Annotated in this window: 20 protein-coding genes; 15 read left to right on the forward strand and 5 right to left on the reverse strand. The window is 31.6% G+C overall.

Annotation, left to right across the window (positions count from 1 at the left end):
* Nucleotides 1–59 precede the first annotated feature (59 nt).
* Both thiE and LC076_RS14515 read left to right on the forward strand, forming a co-directional pair.
* On the forward strand, nucleotides 60–722 hold the full coding sequence (thiE, locus tag LC076_RS14510; protein ID WP_226669807.1) for a thiamine phosphate synthase: 663 nt from the start codon (nucleotides 60–62) through the stop codon (nucleotides 720–722).
* Between the two features lie 144 nt (nucleotides 723–866).
* Nucleotides 867–1,769 (forward strand): glycerophosphodiester phosphodiesterase, encoded by a 903-nt coding sequence (locus LC076_RS14515; protein WP_226669808.1) that lies wholly within the window; start codon nucleotides 867–869, stop codon nucleotides 1,767–1,769.
* Between the two features lie 395 nt (nucleotides 1,770–2,164).
* On the opposite strand, the gene LC076_RS14520 is transcribed toward LC076_RS14515, so the two are convergent.
* Both LC076_RS14520 and LC076_RS14525 read right to left on the reverse strand, forming a co-directional pair.
* Nucleotides 2,165–2,374: a YjzC family protein gene (locus LC076_RS14520; protein ID WP_226669809.1), complete on the reverse strand. Its 210-nt coding sequence runs from the start codon at nucleotides 2,372–2,374 to the stop codon at nucleotides 2,165–2,167.
* A gap of 326 nt (nucleotides 2,375–2,700) precedes the next feature.
* Complete coding sequence (locus tag LC076_RS14525) at nucleotides 2,701–3,324, reverse strand: cell wall hydrolase (RefSeq protein ID WP_226669810.1); 624 nt, start codon at nucleotides 3,322–3,324, stop codon at nucleotides 2,701–2,703.
* 425 nt (nucleotides 3,325–3,749) lie between these two features.
* On the opposite strand from LC076_RS14525, the gene LC076_RS14530 reads away from it, so the two are divergent.
* From LC076_RS14530 to LC076_RS14540, 3 genes are all read left to right on the forward strand, one after another.
* Nucleotides 3,750–5,183, forward strand: a complete 1,434-nt coding sequence (locus tag LC076_RS14530) for a DUF2157 domain-containing protein (protein ID WP_226669811.1) — start codon at nucleotides 3,750–3,752, stop codon at nucleotides 5,181–5,183.
* Complete coding sequence (locus LC076_RS14535) at nucleotides 5,158–5,724, forward strand: GDYXXLXY domain-containing protein (RefSeq protein WP_226669812.1); 567 nt, start codon at nucleotides 5,158–5,160, stop codon at nucleotides 5,722–5,724. Before LC076_RS14530 ends, LC076_RS14535 begins: the two co-directional genes overlap by 26 nt.
* Before the next feature lie 64 nt (nucleotides 5,725–5,788).
* Nucleotides 5,789–6,010, forward strand: a complete 222-nt coding sequence (locus LC076_RS14540; RefSeq protein WP_226669813.1) for a YdbC family protein — start codon at nucleotides 5,789–5,791, stop codon at nucleotides 6,008–6,010.
* 214 nt (nucleotides 6,011–6,224) lie between these two features.
* Here the strand turns inward: LC076_RS14540 and LC076_RS14545 are convergent, their stop codons facing one another.
* Nucleotides 6,225–6,671 (reverse strand): hypothetical protein, encoded by a 447-nt coding sequence (locus tag LC076_RS14545; protein WP_226669814.1) that lies wholly within the window; start codon nucleotides 6,669–6,671, stop codon nucleotides 6,225–6,227.
* Between the two features lie 317 nt (nucleotides 6,672–6,988).
* Here LC076_RS14545 and LC076_RS14550 point away from each other — a divergent pair, with 317 nt between their 5' ends.
* Complete coding sequence (locus LC076_RS14550; protein WP_226669815.1) at nucleotides 6,989–7,582, forward strand: hypothetical protein; 594 nt, start codon at nucleotides 6,989–6,991, stop codon at nucleotides 7,580–7,582.
* A 96-nt stretch (nucleotides 7,583–7,678) separates the two neighbouring features.
* On the forward strand, nucleotides 7,679–8,014 hold the full coding sequence (locus tag LC076_RS14555; protein WP_226669816.1) for a hypothetical protein: 336 nt from the start codon (nucleotides 7,679–7,681) through the stop codon (nucleotides 8,012–8,014).
* A gap of 49 nt (nucleotides 8,015–8,063) precedes the next feature.
* On the opposite strand, the gene LC076_RS14560 is transcribed toward LC076_RS14555, so the two are convergent.
* Nucleotides 8,064–9,026, reverse strand: coding sequence for a D-2-hydroxyacid dehydrogenase (locus LC076_RS14560; protein WP_226669817.1), 963 nt, complete (start codon nucleotides 9,024–9,026; stop codon nucleotides 8,064–8,066).
* A gap of 397 nt (nucleotides 9,027–9,423) precedes the next feature.
* Between LC076_RS14560 and LC076_RS14565 the strand changes: the two genes are divergently transcribed.
* The 7 genes from LC076_RS14565 (at nucleotide 9,424) to LC076_RS14595 (ending at nucleotide 13,995) form a co-directional block, all read left to right on the forward strand.
* Complete coding sequence (locus LC076_RS14565) at nucleotides 9,424–9,684, forward strand: hypothetical protein (RefSeq protein WP_226669818.1); 261 nt, start codon at nucleotides 9,424–9,426, stop codon at nucleotides 9,682–9,684.
* 130 nt (nucleotides 9,685–9,814) lie between these two features.
* Nucleotides 9,815–9,994, forward strand: coding sequence for a DUF2187 family protein (locus LC076_RS14570; protein ID WP_226669819.1), 180 nt, complete (start codon nucleotides 9,815–9,817; stop codon nucleotides 9,992–9,994).
* A gap of 352 nt (nucleotides 9,995–10,346) precedes the next feature.
* A complete protein-coding gene (locus LC076_RS14575; protein ID WP_226669820.1) occupies nucleotides 10,347–11,180 on the forward strand; it encodes an SPL family radical SAM protein in 834 nt (277 codons plus the stop codon).
* Nucleotides 11,181–11,205: 25 nt separating this feature from the next.
* Nucleotides 11,206–12,087 (forward strand): hypothetical protein, encoded by an 882-nt coding sequence (locus LC076_RS14580; RefSeq protein WP_226669821.1) that lies wholly within the window; start codon nucleotides 11,206–11,208, stop codon nucleotides 12,085–12,087.
* A 285-nt stretch (nucleotides 12,088–12,372) separates the two neighbouring features.
* The gene (locus LC076_RS14585; protein ID WP_226669822.1) at nucleotides 12,373–13,224 is read left to right on the forward strand and encodes a pentapeptide repeat-containing protein; all 852 of its coding nucleotides are present in this window, start codon (nucleotides 12,373–12,375) and stop codon (nucleotides 13,222–13,224) included.
* Nucleotides 13,225–13,295: 71 nt separating this feature from the next.
* Nucleotides 13,296–13,736, forward strand: coding sequence for a hypothetical protein (locus tag LC076_RS14590; protein WP_226669823.1), 441 nt, complete (start codon nucleotides 13,296–13,298; stop codon nucleotides 13,734–13,736).
* Between the two features lie 118 nt (nucleotides 13,737–13,854).
* Nucleotides 13,855–13,995 (forward strand): hypothetical protein, encoded by a 141-nt coding sequence (locus LC076_RS14595; protein WP_226669824.1) that lies wholly within the window; start codon nucleotides 13,855–13,857, stop codon nucleotides 13,993–13,995.
* Nucleotides 13,996–14,465: 470 nt separating this feature from the next.
* On the opposite strand, the gene LC076_RS14600 is transcribed toward LC076_RS14595, so the two are convergent.
* On the reverse strand, nucleotides 14,466–14,639 hold the full coding sequence (locus tag LC076_RS14600) for a hypothetical protein (protein ID WP_226669825.1): 174 nt from the start codon (nucleotides 14,637–14,639) through the stop codon (nucleotides 14,466–14,468).
* Nucleotides 14,640–14,763: 124 nt separating this feature from the next.
* Here LC076_RS14600 and nikA point away from each other — a divergent pair, with 124 nt between their 5' ends.
* The gene (nikA, locus tag LC076_RS14605; RefSeq protein ID WP_226669826.1) at nucleotides 14,764–16,302 is read left to right on the forward strand and encodes a nickel ABC transporter substrate-binding protein; all 1,539 of its coding nucleotides are present in this window, start codon (nucleotides 14,764–14,766) and stop codon (nucleotides 16,300–16,302) included.
* Nucleotides 16,303–16,532 lie beyond the last annotated feature (230 nt).

Here is a 16,532-nt window from a genome sequence, read left to right on the forward strand (position 1 = left end):
GTGTTAAAAACTAGCTCAGCTTCGGTGAACATGTAACCGAAAATTAGGAGGAAAATAGATTGTCACGAATATGTAATGATAATATGCGAAGATTGTTGAATGTTTATTTTATTATGGGAAGTAACAATTGCCAAAACAAACCTACTTTTGTTCTTGAACAAGCAATAAAAGGTGGGTTGACTCTTTTTCAATTTCGTGAAAAAGGATCTGGAGCTTTAACTGGAGATGAAAAATATCAATTAGCCAAACAACTCCAAACCATTTGCAAAGAAAATCAGATTCCTTTTATTGTGAACGATGATGTTGAATTAGCTGTTGCACTTGATGCGGACGGAATACATATTGGGCAGGATGATGAAACAGCAGAAGAAGTTAGAAAAAAGATCGGCGATAAAATACTAGGAGTGTCCACTCATTCTCTCGAAGAAGTAGAAAAAGCAATTGCCGAAGGAGCAGATTACGTAGGGATAGGACCAATCTACTCAACAACTACGAAAGAAGATGCCAAAACAGCACAAGGAACAGATTTAATAAAAGAAGTGCGAAATAAAGGTATAAATATCCCTATTGTAGGTATCGGTGGAATAAAAGCAGAAAATGCGTCTCCTGTTATCGAACATGGTGGAAATGGTGTAGCCGTCATATCTGTAATAAGCTTAGCTGAAGATCCATTGGAAAGTGCTAGGAAGCTAAATAGTGTGGTTAAGTCATATTTGAAGTAGAATCTAGGAAAGTTTCTATTTTATCAAATAATCTAAATTTCCTGTCTTCCTTTTGTAAATTCAATTTTAACAATCTACTATTATTAAATTAACATTTTATCTTTAAAGTAAATGATATCCTTATTTTAAGGGGTTATTGGTAGAATGTATAATCTAAAAATTTTTATTATCCTTTGTTTGACATTTGTTGTTACTCTTCAAGCTGCTGTACCTATTATTAAAGCCATAAATCAGTCGAAATCACCAATACCTGATGAGAAAATATTGAATGTTGCCCACCGCGGGGCATCAGCTTATGCACCAGAACACACACTTGTTTCTTATCAAATGGGAAAGAAAATGAAGGGGAGTTATATCGAAATAGACCTTCAGATGACAAGTGATGGACATCTTATTGCAATGCATGATGAAAGAGTAGATCGCACAACAAATGGAACTGGATTAGTCAAAAACAAGACTCTTAACGAAATCAAGGAATTAGATGCAGGATCATGGTATAATGAAAAGTATCCACAATATGCAAAAAAGGAATACGAAGGAATCAAAGTACCAACTTTAGAAGAAGTGTTCAAAACATTTGGACGAGGTTCGAACTATTACATAGAAACAAAATCACCAACTGTTTATCCTGGTATGGAAGAAAAGTTACTGAAGTTACTAGAAGAATATAACTTAACAGGTGGTAATGGCCGATCAAGTCACGTGATACTCCAGTCCTTCAGTTCAGAAAGCCTTAAAAAAATCCATCATCTAAACGAAAATATTCCATTAGTTCAGCTGATATCCTATTCAAACACAGGAATATTAACTGAATGGCAACTAGCATCAATAAAAGAATATGCAATAGGAATAGGTCCAAGCTTTAAGAAAATTGATCAAGAATATGTTAAAAAAGTAAGGCAAAGTGACCTGCACATTCATCCTTATACCATAAATTCAAAAGAAGATATGGAAAAAGCAATAAAATGGGGTGTAACTGGTATATTTACAAACCATCCTGACGTTTTTCAACAAGTTTTGAAAGAATTGGCTTGTGAATCTAAATAAAATGACCAACTAGCAGACTAGAAATCTGCTAGTTGGTCATTTATCTTCGATTTTTTGAAAATATCTTCGATTTTGCTTATTTATCTTCGATTCTTGAAATTTATCATCGATTTTCCGGATTTATCTTCGATTAGACAAAATACGACAAATATGTAAGCGGGAAAAACATTTCCTTTGATTAAAAGCCCTTACTCTTTATTAATTTATTAAAAGATTTCTAAATAAATTTATTTACTTGTAAAGGGATGCTACAAACAAAAAGTACTCAAAATAAAAAGCCTGGATTTCTCTTCAAAATCCAAGCCTATTTGCATTCTCAATATAAATGCACTTATTTTCATTGGTATATAACTTGTTGATTTGGAACAGGGATAATTAAGCCTAGTTAATTATTATTAAACAAGAAGCCAACGATGTTGACGATTTCTCGTTTTCTTTTCACCCTTATGTTCAATTGTGATGGTGTATGGTTTTAGCTCAGGTAATTTGTCACCAGCTTTTACTTCAATACGCTGTGCTTTCTTCACTTTTCCTCCACCATGTCCTACTTCTACATAAACACCTGTTTGAGTTGCGGTTTCCCCTGATTTTAATGTAGCAGCCATTAAAACAACTCCTCCTTTGAAAAATATTTTTCTACGTAAGTATAAGATAATAAACACCCTAAATATATGGTAAAATAGTTACTTTTTTCCAAATGATAAAAAAGACTATTAGACTATGAACCTGTTTGAAATGAAAACAGTTTAGAAATAATTTAATCAGTATTCCGAAAAGAGTACGTACCTAAGTTTTAGTTTAGTCAACCATAATTTATAAAGCAGTAAAAAATGAATTATTTTATTCTAGCTAATCTCTTTATCTAGAAAATAACTACGAATTCATCCAATTTTTACACTACACAGAAAATGAAAGACACCACATACCATAGTCAGTTCTTAAACACATGCTGGCCAATCACAACCGTTGTTTCTCTTGAATCTAACCAACGACTTGTTGCGATGTCGGGATTATAGAAGAATAATGAACCTTTTGCAATATGTCTCATATCTGACAGTGCTGCTTGCGCGGCTTTGATGGATTCTTGATCTGCTGGTTTGTTAACTTGTCCATTTGCAACAGGTTGGAATTGTCCACGTTGGTAAATAACTTCTTTAATCGTGTTTGGGAATTTTGGGCTTTCTACTCGATTTAAGACAACGCTAGCAACTGCTACTTTTCCTTCAAAGGGTTCTGATTGTGCTTCAGCTCGTACGATTCTAGCCAATAAATCAAAGTCTGATTGAGAGATTCCCGATATTTTATGTTCGTTTCTTTTTCCTCTACTTGGCTTTTGGGGTGGGGTGTTTGATTTATTTATATGAATTTCTTGACCGATATAAATTAGATCAAGATTCTTTACTTGTGGATTTGCTTTTGCTAATTCAGTTAAAGATAATCCATTTTGTTTGGCAATTTCAGACATTGTATCACCTTTTTGAACAGTATAAGCGAAAGATGGCACAGCCATAAACAGAGTTGTCAGGAATGTTAGTAAAAATATTAGTTTCTTCACAATATAGTCCTCCTAGTAGATCACGTTTTTTGAACTCTTGTCTTATTTCTATGTAAGAAAAAAAATGAATAGTGTTACAATTAGATTACATAGAAAATACAAGAACATAGAAAACGATGATATTAGGGGCTTTTAGGTCATTTTCATCGGAGAAAAATAGTTCTTTTATCATAAAATCTTTATCTATTACCTAACATTTTTTTCCACATTATTGACTATATAACGTTTTCTGTCTCCATACATTTTTCCTTTCACCTTATTTGCGAGCAATAATACTCAGCAATATTTATGGTAATATATAGTTATAAAAGTCGAATAAATAGTCTATTTAATGTACTACATGCTAGTGGTTTGAAAAGAACATCCTACTCAGTTACTTCTCAATAATTCACCATTTATATAATTTAGAAAGGAGGTTTCAGTATATGAAACGAAAGATTACTTCTTTTCAGTATGACATACTAAAAAAAGAGTTTTACTATCTTGAAGAAATCGGTAAATTATCTAAAAATCAAGCAAATGATCTCCTTGAACAGTATGAAATTATTGATCCTGTTTCCCCACCAAGCAAGACGCCAGTATCGAATAAAAAGTTTACACTGAATTCCATTCAAATTATTTCAATTATCGGTGCAGTTCTAATTGGACTTGGAGTACTCAGTTTTGTTGCGAGTAATTGGTCTGCAATGACAAATATTGAAAAATTTGTTTTATTACTGTGTACACTTGTTTTATCTTATGTACTAGCTTGGTTAGCTGAAGAAAAAAGACCACATACATCCAAAGCGTTATACTATCTTGGAGCTTTTATCTATGGAGCTGAAATTTTTTATATTGGACAAATGTTTCATTTGGGTGGAGAAGTAGGCTCAGCACTAATCGCATGGGCAGTAGGGATACTATCCTTAGCGATTTATCTTAGATATAACATTCTTTACGGAGTAGGTTTTGGTTTATTTTATTTAGCGATTGAATTAACCTTTATGATTCCAAGTAATGGAGAACCTTCTTTGTGGTTGTTTGTTATTTTGCCGTTACTTTTTATCGGAGTTCGATTAATAAACATATTTCAGCGGTACCTATTGATTGCGAATTTTGTTCTACTTTATCAATTTATTGAATTACAATTTATGCTAAATAGTGAACTTCGGTGGGGTTGGATTATTCTAATTTTAATTGGGCTTTTTGCTTTAAGTAAATATGTATACCCTAAAGAGAAGTACTTAATTTTAGTTAATTTCATTCTACTTTATCAATTTGTCGAGTTTACATTGTTTGTAAAAGCCATTGATTATCTCGCTTATTTATTGATTTTTGGTTTATTCGCTGTGTTACTGTTTGTTGTTGGTCATATGTTCATGAATAAATCAAATGTGCTTTTTATCTTTAATAGTATTATTGGTATTCAGTTTTTATCTCTCTTGTTATATCACATGGGTATAGATATATTATTCTTTTATTTCATTGTCATTTTTGTGATTGGAATGATTTATACTCATTACTGTTTAAAAGAGTATGAAGATGTGATGAAGTGGATGGGACTCGTTTTTCAACTAATTACGGGAATTTTATTAACATTTCCATTCTCATATGAAGGACTTGGATTTACCCAACTATGGATTTTCTTTGGATTAGCTTATATTGTATATGGTATGTATTTGGTTTACCAAAATAAAGTGTTCGGAGTTTTTCTTGTCAGTTTATTAATTTTTCGTTTTTATGTTGATCTTTCCTTAGTGTTTATGAATAAGTCGATTGCATTTCTGCTCGGAGGCTTATTGTTGTTAGGATTAGGCTATTGGTTTGAAAAAACAAGAAGAGGAGAGGGTAAAGGTGAGTCTAAAAAGAAAACCAAGTAAAATGTTTTGGATTTCCTTACTTATCCCACTTCTAGTACTAATTAGTATGCTAATTAAACCAGTAAGTACAATGGTAAAAGGTGAGGAAATAACTCTTGCAACTATTCCTGTTGATCCGAGAGATCTATTTTATGGAGATTATGTAACACTTGATTTAGAAATTGAAGAAATCGATGTGTCTCTTATTGAACCTTCAATAAAAAGAAAATTAGATCAATACGAGTACCAGCGAAAACAAACTGTATTCGTTTCTCTTCGTGAAGGAGAAGAGGGCATCTTTGAGGCTGTATCTGTAGGTGAAGAAAAGCCAAATGGATTGTATATTAAAGGGAAAATGAGTCCTTTTATCCAAGATAATAGCTGGAATGAGGAAGCTGAAACAAAAAAATCGGTCTTTATTGATTATGGAATTGAACGGTATTATGTTGAAGAAGGCACAGGACTTGAGTTAGAAAACCAAGCAAATCAAGGCCAAGTACTCGTTTCAGTAAAAATTTATAATGGATACCCACTTCTCACTGATTTAAAGAGTGTAAAGTGAATTAAGATATTTTAGTAAGAAATTTTAAGATCTAATACTATTACGTAGATAGGTGGAGTTAAAAATGGCAAATATTAAATTTGAGATTATTGAAAATATAGCAATTCTGTCAGAAGGACAAAAAGGTTGGAAGAGAGAGCTTAACTTAATTAGTTGGAATGATCGTGAGCCAAAGTATGATATTCGTGATTGGGATTCAAGTCATGAGAAAATGGGCAAAGGACTAACTCTTTCAAAAGATGAATTAGTGCAATTAAAAGGAATTTTGAATAACATGGATTTATAGTAAAGCAACATTTATCTTAGTTGCTTATCGCTTTAAAAAGTGTATTTGATAAGTAAAGTATATTGAGTTTTTTTAATAGAAGAAACTGATCAAAAAGCTAAGGAAATTCTTAGCTTTTTTTCGTAAAGATATGCTGATTTATAAAGAAATTCTTATTATTTAACAATTTGTTATATTGATGAAATTCTCAATTTGCGAAAACAGCTTTTAAAATTTACTTTACCTTTTTCTTTTCTATTATAAGGATGCCAATTCCTATTATTACAATGAAAAAAACCAAGAAAATGAAAAACCTAAAAAAGTTATACATTTCTTTTCCATAAGTATACTCTTCTTTTCTAACAGCTTTTTTAAACCTTCCATTATCCAACTGAATAGCGATAGCTTCCTCAGTACCTATTCCTTGAATAGAATAATATTTTGTACCTATTTCATATGAGTTAGAAAAGTTACCAGCATATTGCTCCATATCAGAAAATCTCGTGACACGACCAATTTCACTTCCAATGTCTGTAACATACTCATCATTCACTACATAAATATACCCATCCCAAACAACAAAAGGATAAGGCCATGACGTTGCAAATGATTTGTATGGAATTAAAAGATAAGTAAATAAGATCATTATAAAGATAGGAAAAGAACATTGCTTTAATTTCATCAAATACCTCCTTTATTAAAGTAGACGTTCACAGCTTTCTTTAAGTTTCATTATTCTTTCGTTTTTATGTAAGAATAGTTCTTCCAATATTAGCCGATACTTTAATTGATATTTCCTAGATAGTGAGAAAATGAGTTGTGTAAAAGGAGCAAAACAAGATAAAGAATGTAAACAACAATATTCTAGAATAGAGCCTTATTAAAAGAATACATGCCATGGCTCCAATATCAATTCGTTATAAAGAAAGCGTTTAAAAATATTAATTCATGGTCTAAAACGAAACAAAATAGCATTTTTTAAATTGAGGTGGTGAAGCAATGGAGTGGTTAAAAAGCTTGTTAGACGATCGAGATGAAATTAAATCAATGAAAAGAAATATATATACTGGAACAACAAAATTAATTTTAGGTGCGGTATTAGCCTCTCTAGCCTGTATTTTTCAGTCAGCAGGTATATTTGTTGGTGTTGGCTTTGTATTGAGTACCTTAACAACATTGCCGATTGTTATTGCTTCAGTTTTATCGCTGAAGATTGGATTTTTGACTTATGTTTCTACAATCTTTTTGTTAGCCATCACTCAACCAAGTGAGTTGCTTATTTTTCCGTTTACAACTGGATTACTTGGACTTGCTTTAGGAATTGGTTTCAAAATTCTCCGTAATTCTGTGTTAATTACTGTGTTTTCTAGTTTTTGTTTGACTGTCGGTATGACGTGCTTGCTTTATGTTTTACAATTTCCTATTCTCGGACCAACTATTACGACAAATTTTGATAGTAAAATATTTCTTTATATTTTCGCTTTTTCCATTTTGTATAGCTGGATATGGCTTAAATTAAGTTTATTAACCTTGAAGGCTGTTAATCGTTTTGTGTTTAGGAAAGTAGCGATTCTTTATAGTGAAAAAGGGTAATTTAAACACTTGTCATATCAGTTAACCCTGATAAATTTCTTGTTTTTTGTAACTAAGTTTAAAACAAAACCGTCTAATTCAAACGAGGTGAGGTATATGACTAAGTTTGCTATTTTACCAGTATTAATACTATTGAACATTATGTTAGCTGGGTGTATGGAATATGAATCAACATCATCTTTATCAATTGAGATGATTGCATTTCATAGCCTGACAAAGGAAGAACAAGACTTCATTCCAGTTAGCCCAAAGGATTCGATAGTTGAAAAGGTCAATGTTACTGAAAAGAATAAATTATTATTTCACAAAAATTATGACAAAGAAAAGGTGTACTCAGTTACATTTAATAATTCCGAAGAAGAGGATGAACTCATAGTTTTTATTGATCTAGACAAAAAAACTGTGATTGGAAAAGGCTTTATCAATAAATAAGCTCAAAAATAAGGAAACCGTAAAGTTTAGCTTCCTTATAATGAAGATATCAATAGCCTTTTTCAAAATTAAGTAAGTTAACAGATGGCGTTTTCCCTTTAAGATAATCTTTAAGGTTTGGAATAAAAATATTTTCTATTACACGTTGGTTGTAGTGTTCTGTACTTCCGGAAGTATGTGGAGTAATGATGACGTTTTCCATTTTCCATAATGGATTGTCCTTTGGAAGAGGTTCTATTTCAAACACGTCTAAACCGGCTCCAGCTATTTGTTGTGTTTCAAGAGCTTCAATTAGTTCCGTTTCTTTTACAATTGCACCACGTCCAATATTGATAAAGATAGACGAATTCTTCATAAATTCAAACTCCACTTTCCCAAATAAACCTTTCGTTTTTGCAGTTAAAGGCAAGGTGACTATGACAAAATCACACTGTGGTAGTACTTTATGTAAATCAGAAGAAGTGTACATTTCATCAACATTTTCTTCCTGACCACCTGAGTTTCTAATTCCTAACACTTTCATTCCAAATGCTTTAGCGATTTTTGCCGTTTCTCTTCCGATATGACCAACACCAATGATTCCAACTGTTTTTTCATGAAGCTCTTGATTCATATTCGCGTGATGCCAAGTTTGCTTTGTTTGCTGACGAACGTATGTATGAATTTTTCTTGTGAATGACAACATCAATGCGAAAATCGTTTCGGAAATAGGATACCCATGAACACCGTTCGCAGAGGTAACGTGGATTTTTTTTTCTTGAAAATAATCTAATGGAACCTTATTTACACCAGCACTCCAGGTTTGAAGCCATTTCAAGTTGATATCAGTTTGTAAAATGGTATCCTCCATTTGCTTTTTCCAGCCTGCGATGATCTCAGCATCGTTAAGATGTGGTTCCCAAATCGAAGGATCACTACCTGTTATAATTGTCCAGTCGGGAAGAATTTCAATGACTTTAGTTAACAAAAATTCGTCAAGATTTTGAGTAATAACAAGCTTTCTTGTCATCATGTTGCCTCCGTTCAAGTTTTATTTTTTTTCGCACATTTAAACATAATGGTATATTTTACTTTTTTAGATATCCCTAATTTATAGCTGCTAAACCTAAACTATCAAGTGCCTCATCAACTGAATATATATTATTTATATTTCTCTCTAGACAAAGTTGAATAACAGTTCAAAAGACTCTAATTCATCGGTCAAAAATTTATCTATTTGGTAAGAGCTTTCAGAATGAGAAACAAACAATTGTACTTCCAAATGATCTTCAATATACTCTTTGAGATCATATATCATATTTTCGGTAATCATTTCATCATCCAAAATAAGGCCTAAAAATCGAGCAAATGATCAGTAAATACTTCTATAATTATAGCATGAACACATTTGAAAGGATGAATAATGATGAATGAAAATGGAACAGGAAATTATATTTCTTTTAGATCTCAGTAGCTCAATGCTTGAAAGTGATACAATAGGCGGATTTAATTCTTTTTTAACAAAGCAAAAACAAGTAGCAGGTGAAGTAAGGGTTATAACCGCGCTTTTTATCTTCTTAGAAGCAAATATTGATGCAGTTCAAGAAGTAAAAGATATAGGAATCGAAAGAAAAGCATCAAATAAAGACGTAGAGATGATGTATAATCAAATAAATGATAAGGTTATGTAAAAACGAACTGATTCATAAGTTTATTAATCATTAAATGATTTTCTAAAAAAGTAAGGAAATATTACTCGAAGCAAAAACGAACGGTATTTCTAGAACTGAATTTGGACATTCTAAAAATCGAGGTGATGGTATGGACGTTGCAAAAATCGGCGATGTAATTTCCTTTAAACGGGAAGATGTTTCTCATGAAGGTGTTGTGACAGGCATAAGAGAAAATTCTGTTATGGTTCAATATGGAAGGTCAAAAGATAAAGATGAACCTTTAAAAACAATTGTGAATCATAAAAATTACAAAATTAAAAAAAAATAACACTAGTGTCAAGCTAAAGGTGGCAGAAAAGATTCCTGCCACTAATTTTTTTATTTTCAATATTATAACCTAAGTTACGTAAAAGATTTTTTAATACTCATGCAAAATCCTCAGTACTATTCTGTCATTTCATTTTCAGCGATTATTTATTTCCTCTTATACCTAATTTATTAAACCACTTTAATGTCTAAAGTTAAAGACAAGATCTAAAGGTCTTTCATGAAAAAAAACAATAAAATCTATTTTGATAGTGACTGTTTTCATTTAATAATAATTGATATTATTGTTGTAATTAGAATTTTTCTAATTGAGAAGATGAAGAGTTATAGTGAAAGGAGTTGAGGTGATTAACATGCACATTCAACTTAAAGATATTGTCTCGAAAAGTATATTAACTCCTGCTAAAGGAGCGATAGATAATTTTACTCATTCTTTAAATCCTTATATGGGGTGTGTTTTCGGTTGTACATACTGTTATGTAAGGCAGCTTCCTCTATCGTTATTTCGTGAACAGGAATGGGGTTCTTGGATTGATATCAAAAGTAATGCGGCTGAGCTTTTAAAAAAAGATATGATCAAAGCTAAGAAAAAAGGTCCTGTAACCATTTTTATGTCTTCTTCTACTGATCCGTATCAACCAATTGAAGTGAAAACAGAGTTAACTAGAAGTTTATTAGAAGTCATGTTAGAAGAACAGCCAGATTTTTTACATATACAAACAAGATCACCCTTAGTAAAAAGAGATATCGATTTATTTAAGAAATTTGGAAATAAAATAAGGATTTCCATGACAATTGAAACAGATAAAGAAGAAGTAAGGAAGGCTTTCTCACCCACTGCTCTTCCTATTGCCGCAAGACTTGCAGCTTTAAAAGAGATAACTGATACAGGAATTATGACACAAGCAACAATAGCTTCATTGCTACCTTGTTCAAGAGACTTTCCTAAAAAACTAAAACACATCGCAAAACGAATAACCATTGATGATTTTTGGATGGGTGATGGTAGTGGAGGAAAACGGACAGGAAAACTTGGCGTTGAAAAAATTTATCAACAAATGGGATTAGAGAAGTGGTACAACCCAACCGCCTATAAAGTCGTTCTAAGAATGATACAAGAAGAACTTCAGGATTCAGAAGTTGAATTGATGGTTTCCAAAAGTGGATTTAGTCCATACCAAAAATAAATGCAACATAGTTAGGAGGACTTATATGTTAAAAAGAGAGAAACTATTTCTTACAATAATCGGTATTCTGCTCATATGTAATATATTAAGCTATAGCAAAATTAGTTCATTAGAAGAACGGATGGGGTTATTTGATTCTATGCAGAATGAAATATCGAATGTGAATTATTCTGTACAAGATCTTTCTTCTCAAATTGATATGAAGCTAAACGAATTTATGCAAAATCAGCTATGGATTCAAAAGAAAGAATATCAGATTACTAATGTGAATATTGCAGCAAATAAAATTGATGTTGTAATGGAGTGGAGCTTAAAAGAATTAAATGAAGGTGAGAACATTTCATTATTATACAGAGAAAAAACAGAAGGGAAATGGTCTGAGCTTGAAGTTACTAAAGATAATGGATTGAACTATGTCGTTCAGCACTCTTTTCCACTGAATGGAAATTATGAAACTCAGGTTGTTGCTACATCTAATGAAGGAGAAAGATCTGAGAGTTTAGTAGATTTGTTTTTTAAAGAACAGCTGGATCAACGAATCCAAACAAACGCATTTGTCCATCAAAGTGGTGACGGTCAACTTAATGTTACTATCGATATTAATAATACCTTCAAAAATGAATTGCTTAGTGGAGTGGATATTCATGATTTAAAAATGAAAAGTGCGAAAGCTCAGTTAATTTTCGATGAAAAACTCATGAAAGAATGGGATTTATTAATAAATCATGAAGGTCTTCATTATGGGTCAGACTCCTACTCGGAAAGCATTAATTTTACTGAATTATTAGATGTTACAGAAGAAGTAGGAAACAAAATGGGAAATGTAAAACTTCTTGTAAAAGTGAAGGATGGATTAGGATTCACTTTTGATACAGAAGGCTCTTCAGAAGGAACATTTAGTTGGTAGAAAGGGATTGTGGTTTTCACTCTATTTTGAACTGTACAAATTATTTGGTGAATTGTCATTAAAAAACTAGGATTTCTATAGATTTACGGATTTCATATATAAAAGAAGCAAGTAGGTATTGGCTAATTGCACGCTGAAGTCAAGATGTTCCAAGACTTTGCCCAAGTTATTTATCGTTGTTATTTACTATAAGTATATACTGTCAGTGGATATATATGGTAATATATTATTGGTTATTTGCTCAAGAAACATGAGCATCTTTGATTAAAAAAGGAAGTGTCAATTATGTCTGATACATTTCAAGTGATAGCCGATAATCAAAATCATCTTAAAGCAGATTGTGAAAAATGCTTTGGTTTATGTTGTGTTGCTCTACCATATGCGAAATCATCGGATTTTGCACATGATAAGGATAGCGGTACACCGTGTAGTCATTTGCAATCTGATTTTCGCTGTGGTATTCATCGTAAACTTAGAAATAAAGGCTATAAAGGGTGTACAGTTTATGAATGTTTTGGTGCTGGGCAAAAGGTTTCGCAAATTTTGTACAAAGGAAAGGATTGGCGTGAAAATCCAACTTCCCAAAATGAAATGTTTTCTGTATTTCCGATTATGCAGCAATTACATGAAATGATTTGCTATTTAAATGAAGCAATACATAGGAAAGAAACGATAACAATATATCATGAATTACATCGTGTTTTAGAAAAAACAGAAGCATTAACCTTTTTAAGCACAGATGAAATTTTAGCTCTAGATATTCCATCACATAGGGCAATGGTTAATAATCTTCTTCTCAAAACAAGTGAACTAGTGCGATCCAAGGTAAAGTTTGATACCAATCACATTAAACAGAAAAACATCCGTAAGGGGAATGATTTTGTTGGTGCAAATTTACGTGGAGCTAACTTTAGGGGAAGCAATTTAAGAGGGGCATTACTAATTGCTTCTGATTTACGTGAAGCTGATCTAAGAATGACAGATCTTATTGGTGCAGATTTACGTGATGCAAATTTAAGTGGTGCCAATCTTCGGGGGAGTATTTTTCTAACACAAGCTCAGATAAACTCCGCTAATGGAGATAAATCAACTAAATTGCCTGATTCATTAAGTATGCCAAATCATTGGATCATGTAAATTAGTAGAAATAATGAATATATCTCTTATAAAACCTCTTTTATTCATTTTGTAAACAAAGGAGTGCTTGAATGAGTTCTTTTATGAAAATCATTTTAACCGCTGTGTTAATTTTGATGATTTTTTTGGTTGGTTTTTTTACTGGTAAATTCACTTCTAATGAAACAACAAGAGAGATTATGATTGGATACGAACACAAAGAACATCTTGGTCAAATCGATTTCAAACAAAGGATAAAAGATAGTGAAGATCAAGCAATCGTTGATAATTTCATGATGATTTTTATGAACAAAAACAAGATTAATATACAAGAAGATTTAGAGAATCCAGATGTTTATCTATTTATAAAAAGTCCAAAACAATCAACATTATTAATTGAATCCAAGGTTTGGTTTACAAATAAAGGAGCGAAGATCGGAATACGTTCAGGTGAAACTTGGGATCAAGTAAAATATTACAATATAAACGAAAGTGATGCTAAATATATTCGTGAACACATTGATTTTAATTGAAAAACACAAATGTAATAGAAACTAATTTTTAAATTAATACATAGAAACTCTTATATTTTCTGTTTTTACATTCATATACATCTTAACAATAACATTTAATTGAGAGGAATTCATACATATGTTAGAACTCGTTTTTCTATTATTTATTATTTATCTCATTTCAAGAGTTGCTCATTACTTTTACAACTGTAAGAAAAAGTTAGATGATATAGATGAAAAATTAGGTGATATTAGAGACCAGTTATCGAAGAGAAATTGAAGAGTAAAACATTTGTCTTTTTCATTAGATTATAGAGAATTATAGGATCTTCATTGTATTAATTTTAGTATGTTAAAGCTTAATGTCAGTTTTTTTAGCACTTTGTTGATTGAAGAGAATCCAGCTTAGATAAGCGTGTTAAAGGGATACCCCACAGGAGCAAAGCTTACGAGAGAGATTTTCAGACCTACTCTTATATTATATTACTTTGTTTTCGAGAATCATATCTATCGCTCATATGTTAGAGGATCAATTACACAACATGTGAGCGATATTTTTTTATCGTATTTATTAAACAAATATTCTTAATCTCAATTATTTCGATTAGGTTATTATCAGTCATTTAATATGTTTAATGGCTGTTAAACTTAATTTTTGTTGCATTATCCAAAAATAATCGAAAAGATTACGATTTAATATTGACGAATGTTTCCTTTTTTTATATAGTAATCTAGTATAAATCAAAACCATTACGTTTTATTGATTTTCTTGCCAATTAATATCACTTGATTTAAAAGGGTGTGTATCTTTACTAGCCATTTTAAATTCCTTAATTCATAGGATTGTTTTTTAATTTGATGTAAGGTTTTATCTAATGGTGAGATATATAAACTGTCTTTATTTTTTATTGATGGAATACTCATTATCGGAGCCTCATTTGTTTCGAAAAAGCTATAACATTTTTCTATTGAAAACAGCTAATAGAAAATTCTAAAGATAATCGAGTGATAAAAATACGTTAAAATTTAAGGAGTGGAAATATTCATAATGAAAAGACATGTTACTTTATCCATACTATTGGTTTTATTCCTAGCGATTGCTACTGCTTGTACAAATTCAGATCAACAAGTTAGTAAAAGTGGTACTAAGCCAAATGATTCTAAATCTCTAACACTACTTTTTAGCTTTTCTTCTAAATCCATTGATCCTCATCAAGATTGGATGGGTGTTCGCGCAGGTATTGCAGAGACATTAGTAAAAATTGATGATAATTTAGAGATTCAACCATGGATAGCAGAGTCTTGGGTGCAAGACGATGAGAAAACATGGACATTTAAAATTAGAGATGGCATCACGTTCCATGATGGCACAAAAGTTGATGGTGAGGCAGTTAAAGCTTCTTTTGAGAGATTACTAGAAGTTAATGAAGCGATTGGATCAAGCTTAAAAATAGACTCAATTGAAGCAAATGCACAGGAAGTTACATTTGTTACAACAGAAGTATATCCTGCTTTTTTATCCGAACTTGTTCATACAAATGCCTCAATTGTCAAGGTAGATGAAGAAAATATTGACAGTAAGCCAATTGCGACAGGACCTTTTCTAGTAGCAGATTTTACAGCTGAAGCAGAAATTAAACTTGAACGATATGAGGGGTATTGGGATGGAGCTGCAAAATTAGAAAATGTCACAGTTAAATTTAATTCTGATGGAAATGTTCGTGCTCTTGCACTACAATCGGGTGAAGCAGATATTGCTTATCATCTTCCTCCAGAGACATTAGATCCGATTGAAACCAGTGATCAACTTAGTGTTGAATCTGTTCCAAGCTTACGGGTACACTTTATGTTATATAATCATACAAAGCCTGCTTTACAAGATGAAAATGTAAGAAAAGCATTAGATTTATTGATTAATCGCGAAGTTGCAGTGAATGAAATCATGAATGGATATGCAACAGCAGCAAATGGACCTTTTAATCAAGAATTTGCTTTTGCTAGTAAGATACAACCTGTAGCATATGATCAGGCAAAAGCGGAAGATCTATTAAAAGAAGCAGGTTATCAAATGAATGCAGATGACTTGTTAGAAAAAGACGGTAAAGTTCTTGAATTAACGTTAGCAACTTATCAAGGAAGACCAGAGTTACCATTAATCGCACAGTATTACCAAGCAGAAGCAGCAAAAGTTGGAATAAAGATAAATATCGTGACAATAGAAAATATTGATAGTTATCTATGGGAGCAACAAAATGAGTGGGATTTAGTCACATATTCTAATTTATCAGCACCAAGAGGAGATGGTGGGTATTTCTTCAATGTTGCTTATTTACCAGATGGTGCACTAAATCCTGGTAAAATCAATATTCAAGAATTAAATGATGTAACAAAACAACTAAATGGTACAATTGACCTTAATGAACGAATTGAATTGCAAAAGAAAGCAGTATCTATTGTTCAAGAACAAGTGCCACAATCCTTTATACTTCATCCACATATTATTGTAGGAGTAAATAAACGTGTGAAAAATTGGAAACCAGGATCTGAAGAATATTATCTTATTACTAATAAAATGGATGTAGAATAACTAATAAGTGAAAGAGAAAGTGTCATTATGATACTTTTCCTTTCACTTTTGTAGTTTTTTAAATTTTTACTAGATAGTCTTTGCTATGAGTTTTACCGAAAGAATGACGTATTAATTAGATTAAATAAAATAGCATGACAGGAGAGATTTAGTACCAAACACTTGAGCTAGGTCAGATTAAATGTTTGGCACAAAAGAGAATAACCATTGAATTATTTATTTCTCGTGAA

The sequence above is a fragment of the Metabacillus litoralis genome, from assembly GCF_020524045.1.
GTDB classification, from domain to species: domain Bacteria; phylum Bacillota; class Bacilli; order Bacillales; family Bacillaceae; genus Metabacillus; species Metabacillus litoralis_C.

Bases quoted from the DNA above. Each gene is read 5' to 3' on its own strand.
- LC076_RS14515 (WP_226669808.1), top strand. From the start codon at position 867: ATGTATAATCTAAAAATTTTTATTATCCTTTGTTTGACATTTGTTGTT.
- LC076_RS14520 (WP_226669809.1), bottom strand. From the start codon at position 2,374: ATGGCTGCTACATTAAAATCAGGGGAAACCGCAACTCAAACAGGTGTT.
- LC076_RS14530 (WP_226669811.1), top strand. From the start codon at position 3,750: ATGAAACGAAAGATTACTTCTTTTCAGTATGACATACTAAAAAAAGAG.
- LC076_RS14540 (WP_226669813.1), top strand. From the start codon at position 5,789: ATGGCAAATATTAAATTTGAGATTATTGAAAATATAGCAATTCTGTCA.
- LC076_RS14545 (WP_226669814.1), bottom strand. From the start codon at position 6,671: ATGAAATTAAAGCAATGTTCTTTTCCTATCTTTATAATGATCTTATTT.
- LC076_RS14550 (WP_226669815.1), top strand. From the start codon at position 6,989: ATGGAGTGGTTAAAAAGCTTGTTAGACGATCGAGATGAAATTAAATCA.
- LC076_RS14555 (WP_226669816.1), top strand. From the start codon at position 7,679: ATGACTAAGTTTGCTATTTTACCAGTATTAATACTATTGAACATTATG.
- LC076_RS14560 (WP_226669817.1), bottom strand. From the start codon at position 9,026: ATGATGACAAGAAAGCTTGTTATTACTCAAAATCTTGACGAATTTTTG.
- LC076_RS14565 (WP_226669818.1), top strand. From the start codon at position 9,424: ATGAAAATGGAACAGGAAATTATATTTCTTTTAGATCTCAGTAGCTCA.
- LC076_RS14570 (WP_226669819.1), top strand. From the start codon at position 9,815: ATGGACGTTGCAAAAATCGGCGATGTAATTTCCTTTAAACGGGAAGAT.
- LC076_RS14575 (WP_226669820.1), top strand. From the start codon at position 10,347: ATGCACATTCAACTTAAAGATATTGTCTCGAAAAGTATATTAACTCCT.
- LC076_RS14580 (WP_226669821.1), top strand. From the start codon at position 11,206: ATGTTAAAAAGAGAGAAACTATTTCTTACAATAATCGGTATTCTGCTC.
- LC076_RS14585 (WP_226669822.1), top strand. From the start codon at position 12,373: ATGTCTGATACATTTCAAGTGATAGCCGATAATCAAAATCATCTTAAA.
- LC076_RS14590 (WP_226669823.1), top strand. From the start codon at position 13,296: ATGAGTTCTTTTATGAAAATCATTTTAACCGCTGTGTTAATTTTGATG.
- LC076_RS14595 (WP_226669824.1), top strand. From the start codon at position 13,855: ATGTTAGAACTCGTTTTTCTATTATTTATTATTTATCTCATTTCAAGA.
- LC076_RS14600 (WP_226669825.1), bottom strand. From the start codon at position 14,639: ATGAGTATTCCATCAATAAAAAATAAAGACAGTTTATATATCTCACCA.
- nikA (WP_226669826.1), top strand. From the start codon at position 14,764: ATGAAAAGACATGTTACTTTATCCATACTATTGGTTTTATTCCTAGCG.